Source organism: Sphingomonas sp. CCH5-D11, from assembly GCF_001557395.1.
In the GTDB taxonomy this organism is placed as follows: Bacteria; Pseudomonadota; Alphaproteobacteria; order Sphingomonadales; family Sphingomonadaceae; genus Sphingomonas.
Genome location: NZ_LSKH01000072.1, coordinates 1 through 5,576, shown reverse-complemented (window position 1 = coordinate 5,576; position 5,576 = coordinate 1). Strand labels below are relative to the sequence as shown.

At 65.6% G+C, this 5,576-nt stretch carries 7 protein-coding genes and 1 pseudogene; all 8 read left to right on the top strand.

Annotated features, from left to right (window positions below):
• Positions 1 to 3: 3 nt before the first annotated feature.
• Entirely contained in the window at positions 4 to 891 is an 888-nt protein-coding gene (locus tag AX702_RS04230; RefSeq protein ID WP_443026282.1) for a CheR family methyltransferase, read from the top strand.
• Positions 888 to 1,919 (top strand): protein-glutamate methylesterase/protein-glutamine glutaminase, encoded by a 1,032-nt coding sequence (locus AX702_RS04225; RefSeq protein ID WP_066776552.1) that lies wholly within the window; start codon positions 888 to 890, stop codon positions 1,917 to 1,919. The genes AX702_RS04230 and AX702_RS04225 overlap by 4 nt, the downstream gene beginning before the upstream one ends.
• 16 nt (positions 1,920 to 1,935) lie before the next feature.
• A complete protein-coding gene (locus AX702_RS04220) occupies positions 1,936 to 2,325 on the top strand; it encodes a response regulator (RefSeq protein WP_066776550.1) in 390 nt (129 codons plus the stop codon).
• An 8-nt stretch (positions 2,326 to 2,333) separates the two neighbouring features.
• A pseudogene (locus tag AX702_RS04215) lies at positions 2,334 to 2,846 on the top strand (chemotaxis protein CheD).
• Between the two features lie 35 nt (positions 2,847 to 2,881).
• Entirely contained in the window at positions 2,882 to 3,175 is a 294-nt protein-coding gene (locus AX702_RS04210) for a hypothetical protein (protein ID WP_066776547.1), read from the top strand.
• Between the two features lie 2 nt (positions 3,176 to 3,177).
• Complete coding sequence (locus AX702_RS04205) at positions 3,178 to 4,041, top strand: flagellar motor protein MotB (RefSeq protein WP_066776544.1); 864 nt, start codon at positions 3,178 to 3,180, stop codon at positions 4,039 to 4,041.
• Between the two features lie 11 nt (positions 4,042 to 4,052).
• Positions 4,053 to 4,496, top strand: coding sequence for a hypothetical protein (locus tag AX702_RS04200; protein WP_066776541.1), 444 nt, complete (start codon positions 4,053 to 4,055; stop codon positions 4,494 to 4,496).
• A gap of 323 nt (positions 4,497 to 4,819) precedes the next feature.
• The coding region (locus tag AX702_RS04195; RefSeq protein WP_269450373.1) for a proton-conducting transporter transmembrane domain-containing protein at positions 4,820 to 5,576 on the top strand (757 nt) is incomplete at its 3' end.

Sequence of the window (5,576 nt, the reverse complement as noted above, 5' to 3'; positions counted from 1 at the left end):
GAACTGCATGCTTTCCACCACCACGCTGTCGCCGCGCTCCGCATCAATGCCGATCCGATCGCAGCGGGCAGCCCGCCGCTTGGCGACGCCGAGTTCAGGGCGATCGCCGCGATCATGCAAGATGAAGCGCGGATCCATCTGTCCGACGCGAAGACGACCCTGGTGCATTCGCGCTTGAGCCGGCGCCTGCGCGAACAGGGGCTTGGCAACTTTCAGGAATATGTGCGGCTCGTGCAGAAGGACAGGGAGGAGCGTGCGGCGATGGTCGTCGCGCTCACCACCAACCACACGCACTTCTTTCGCGAGGCGCATCACTTCGACCACTTTCGCGCGACCACCATGCCGTGGCTGCAACAGCGCGCCCGGCGCGGGGCGATCCGGATATGGTCGGCGGGCTGCTCCTCCGGCGAGGAGGTTCATACGATCGCGATGTGCCTGCTTGGTGAAAGCCGGCAGGTGCCCGCCTGGCTCCGTCAGGCGGACCTGAAGCTGCTGGCGACCGATATCGCGCCGCATGTGGTCGAAAGCGCCAGCCGGGGCCTTTACTCCGCCGCGACGGTCGAGGCGGTGCCGGCGCGCTATCGCGAGGCGTGGATGCGCAGCTCCGGAGGCGACTACCAGATGGCAGCGGAGGCTCGTTCGCTTGTTACGGCCAAGGTCCTGAACCTGTTCGAGCCCTGGCCGATGCGGCAGTCCTACGATGTCATCTTCTGCCGCAACGTCATGATCTACTTCGATGATCAGGCGAACGCAGAGCTGCAGGCGCGGTTCGTCGAACTGCTTGCCCCCGGCGGCTTTCTCTACATCGGTCATTCCGAACGCCTGATCGGTCCCGCGGCGACGCGCATGACGCCCTGTGGCCACACGATTTACCGGAAAGAGCCGCGATGACGGCGCGTGTCCGCACGTTGATCGTGGATGACAGCGCATCCATGCGCGCGGCGCTCAACCGCATCCTCTCGGCCGATCCGGAGATCGAGGTCGTCGGCCTCGCGCCGGAGCCGCACACGGCGCGCGCGATGATCAAGGAGCTGTCCCCCGACGTGATCACGCTGGACGTCGAGATGCCGGGCATGGATGGCCTTTCCTTCCTCGAACGGATCATGCGCCTCCGGCCCATGCCGGTCGTCATGTGCTCGACCCTTACCGCGCGCGGCGCCGAGGTGACGATCGAGGCGCTGCGGCTTGGGGCGGTGGATTGCGTGGCGAAGCCGTCGGGCAATCCGCTGGAGATCGTTCGTGCCGCCGAATTGCTTTGCGCCACGGTGAAGGCCGCCGCGCGATCCGCCGTTCGCCCGATCGGGCGGCAGGTGTCGAACAGCCAGGACAACCGGTCGGCCGGTGCAGGCCTTCGCGACGTGATTATCGCCATTGGCGCCTCCACCGGCGGGGTCGAGGCTCTGTTCTCGCTCCTGTCCGCATTGCCGGCGGATGGCCCGCCCGTGCTCGTCGTGCAGCACATGCCCGCAATGTTCACGGGCAGCTTCGCCGCGCGGCTCGACCGGGAATGCCGCGTCCGCGTGATCGAAGCGGTCGATGGCCAGCCGATCCATCGTGGAACCGTCTATATTGCTCCTGGGGGGGAGCGGCACATGGAACTGGCCGGTGGGATCGACGGGCGCATCAAGCTGCGCCGTGGAGATCCGATCACTGGTCACCGCCCTTCGGTGGACGTGCTGTTCCGCTCGGTCGCCCCGCTCGGGGATGCTGCGATCGGCATCATCCTGACGGGGATGGGGGCGGACGGCGCGGAAGGGCTGCGTGCCATGCGTGATGCCGGTGCGCGGACGCTCGGCCAGTCGCGTGAAAGCTGCGTGGTCTACGGAATGCCCCGCGCGGCTTTTGGCCTGGGCGCGGTGCAGAAGGAATTGAGTTTGTCAGCCATGCCCGAGGCGATCCTCGCGGCGTGCCGCAAGTAAGGATTGGGAACGTCACATGCCCGCTGCGTCTGCAATCAAAGTGATGGTGGTCGATGATCAGACCAGCATGCGCGCGATGATCCGCAGGACCCTCCAGGACTTGGGGTTCAAGGACATCCGCGATAAGCCCACCGCTCCCGAGGCGCTGGAAGCCGTCCGCTCCGACCGCGTGCATTTGATCATCTCCGACTACAACATGCCGGAGATGGACGGGCTCCAGTTCCTGGAGGCCGTCCGCAAGGATGGCGTGATCGGCAAGACGGTCTTCATCATGCTGACGGGTTCGTCCGATCGAGAGATCGTGCAGAAGGCCGCGGCACTCGGGGTGAACAACTATCTTGTGAAGCCATTTGCGCCGGCGGCGCTGAAGGAAAAGATCGAGCGCGTCTTCGGCGCGCTGGCCTGATTCACGACATGCGCCGCATCTCCATCATCCAGGGCGAACATGCCGTGGTGTCGGAACCGGGAACCGTGATCACCACGCTCCTTGGCTCCTGAATCGCGGTCTGCCTGCAGGACAGCATCACCCGGATCGGCGGCATGAACCACTTTCTGCTCGGTGAGCCCGGCAAGGACCAGCGGGTGAACGGGCAGGACCTGCACCATTATGGTCTTCACGCCATGGAGCTGCTGATCAACGCCATGATGCAGCGCGGGGGCCTGCGCACTGGTTTGCGCGCACACGTTTACGGCGGCGCGAACATCGTTCCCGGCTTGGGCCCGATCGGCAGCAGCAATGCCGCCTTCGCGCGCCGTTTCCTCGAAACGGAAGGGATCGCGATCGGCCATGTCGACGTGGGAGGCACCCAGGCGCGCAAGGTCGAGTTCCTGCCTTTCGAGGGGAAGGCGCGCGCCACCCCGGTTGCCGAAGCACCGCCGGTCGCCGTCTCCGTCGCGCCGCGCGGCGGCGAGCTCGAACTGTTCTGACGCCAGTCTCCCCGATCCACGGAAGCGTTTACGCCATGACCCAGACCGATCATCTCGCTTCGCATCTCCACACCGCGGTGGCCGAGGAGCTGCGGCATGTGCGCGTCCTGCTGGAGCAATTGTCCATGCTCCTCGTCGCGGATGAGCATTTTGCGCTTCATCATACCGAGAAGATGCAGATGTTCGATCTGCTGATCCAATGCACCGATGAGAGCGCTGCCGTGCTTGACCGCATGGCGGCCGGCGCCAAATCGCATGATGCGATCGAGCCGGTACGCCTGGAGGTGGTGCAGGACCGGTTGCGCGCGGCGCTCGCCAAGGCGGCTTGACCATGGCCACCCGTCCCAACGAGCGGCCGACCATCGTCATCCGCAAGATCAAGAAGATTTCGGGCGGCCATCACGGCGGCGCGTGGAAGGTCGCCTATGCCGATTTCGTGACCGCGATGATGGCCTTTTTCATGCTGCTCTGGCTGATCAGCAATCCCGACAAGCAGCAGCTGAAGGGACTGGCCGAGTATTTCTCCCCCGCTGCGCCGAGTGCGGCGGCGTCCACGGCGATGGGCGATTCGCCGGGCGACACGCCCGGTGCCGGCGGCCGGACGGTACGCAGCCGTACCGACAGCGCAGCGCCCATCGGTCAGCCGTCGGCGGAAAGCGCCACAGCCGGCGTGGCCCGGGGCGGCACCGCCAACGTGCCGGACGCGTCGCTGCGCGTGCTCGCGCAGGAATTGCGCATCGCCATCGACAGTCTCCCGCAAGGAGAGGACGCCAGGCAGAATGTGAAGGTGGCGCCATCCCGCGATGGCATGCGCATCAATCTGATGGACAGCGCCAAACGATCCATGTTCCGCGGCAGCACGGCGGAACTCAATGACTTCGCCCGCCTGATGCTGCGGCAGATTTCGGCCAAGCTTGCCAAATCAGGAACGATGATTGCGATCGAGGGGCATACCGACAGCGTCGGGGGCTCGTCCGATGCGAACTGGCGACTTTCGGGAGAGCGCGCCTTGTCCGCGCGCAACGTCATGGTGGCAGCGGGCATCACCACCGACCGCTTCTCCGAGGTCGTGGCGAAGGCCGGCACCGAGCCGGTCTTTCCCGATCAGCCGGATCGGCCCGAGAACCGGCGCATCACTATCGTCGTGATCGGAGAAGCGCCGTCGCTGCCGACCGACGCAAGCTTCAAGTTCTGAGGTTCAGCGCCATGAAGAAGATACTCCTGCCGCTTGCCGTGCTGATCGCGGGAGCCGGCGTTGGCGGCGCGGCCGCTTATGGCACCACGCTGATTACCGGTGGATCACCGGTCGAACAGGGCGTGTCCGTCGAGGAGCGCGGCGATACGGCATTCGTCCCTGCCACGGAGGTGGTCGCCCCTTTGGTGACGGTCGACGGTCGCCTGGCAGGCTATGTTCAGTTCGAGATGCAGCTGGAAGTAGCGGCGGGCCAGGTGGAGTTCGTTACGGCGCGCCTGCCGCTGCTGCTGCATGCCATCAACATGCGCACCTACAAGACGCCCATGGCAGCGGGACCGGACGGCATGTTGCCCGACCTCGCGACCTTTCGCGCCATCGTGATGGCCGCCGCGCCAGAAGCGTTCGGGAGAAATGTCGTGAAAGCCGCAGCGCTTACCCAGGCGGTGCCTGCCTGAGAATAGCGAAACCAAATGCGGTCGCGCAGTTGATCTGCCTTTGAAGAGGAGGCGACCGGGGAGTTCGCCTTGTGGGACTGTTCGCCCGATCGCGGCGGACCTGCGACGGGGAACGGCCCCGCCAATGCTTGCGGCGTGGCGCTGAGCGCGTAAAAGGGAGCCGGGGTGCTTGGTTCCGCGTCGGGGCGAGCAGGACGTGCGTTGGTCGGGCCGCCAGCGCCGGAGAGCCGTGCCCTGATGTTCCACGATTTGTCGCCTTTCATCCATGCTGCGTTGGAGTCTTGTCCGCTCCGTTTCACCGTATCAGGTGACGGGGGTCACGCTTGTATCTGATCCTGCTGGCTACCTTGCCATTCCTGGGCGGCGCCTGGCTCGCAGCGCTCCCGCGGGCCAGCCGGAATGTTCAGGCCGGTATCGCGATCGGGCATGTCGTCGCTGCGCTCGGCGTACTGCTGTTCATCGCGCCGCCGGTGCTTGGCGGCGTCGCCGCGCAGCTTCATCTGCCGTGGGTGCCGACGCTTGGCCTGGCCTTGTCGCTGCGGCTTGATGCGCTGGGGTTGCTGTTCGCGGGGCTGATCCTCGGGATTGGTCTGCTTATCGTCTGCTATGCCCGCTTCTACCTGCCGAAGGGCGAGCCGATGGGGCGTTTCCTGTCGCTGCTGCTACTGTTTCAGGGCGCGATGCTGGGGATCTCGCTGTCGGGCAACATCCTGCTGCTGCTGGTTTTCTGGGAGCTGACCAGCCTGTCCTCGTTCCTGCTGATCGGCTTTCGCAGTGACACGGTGGAGGGGCGGCAGGGTGCGCGCATGGCGCTTGCCATTACCGGTGGCGGTGGACTGGCGCTGATCGGCGGGCTGCTGCTGCTGGGCCACATCGCCGGCTCGTACGAACTGGCCGACGTGCTGACGCGTGGTGACCTTGTGCGCGCATCACCGTTATACCCGGTCGCGCTGGTACTGATCCTGCTCGGATGTTTCACCAAGTCGGCGCAGTTTCCGTTCCATTTCTGGCTGCCGCACGCAATGGCCGCGCCAACCCCCGTCAGCGCCTATCTTCACTCGGCGACGATGGTGAAGGCCG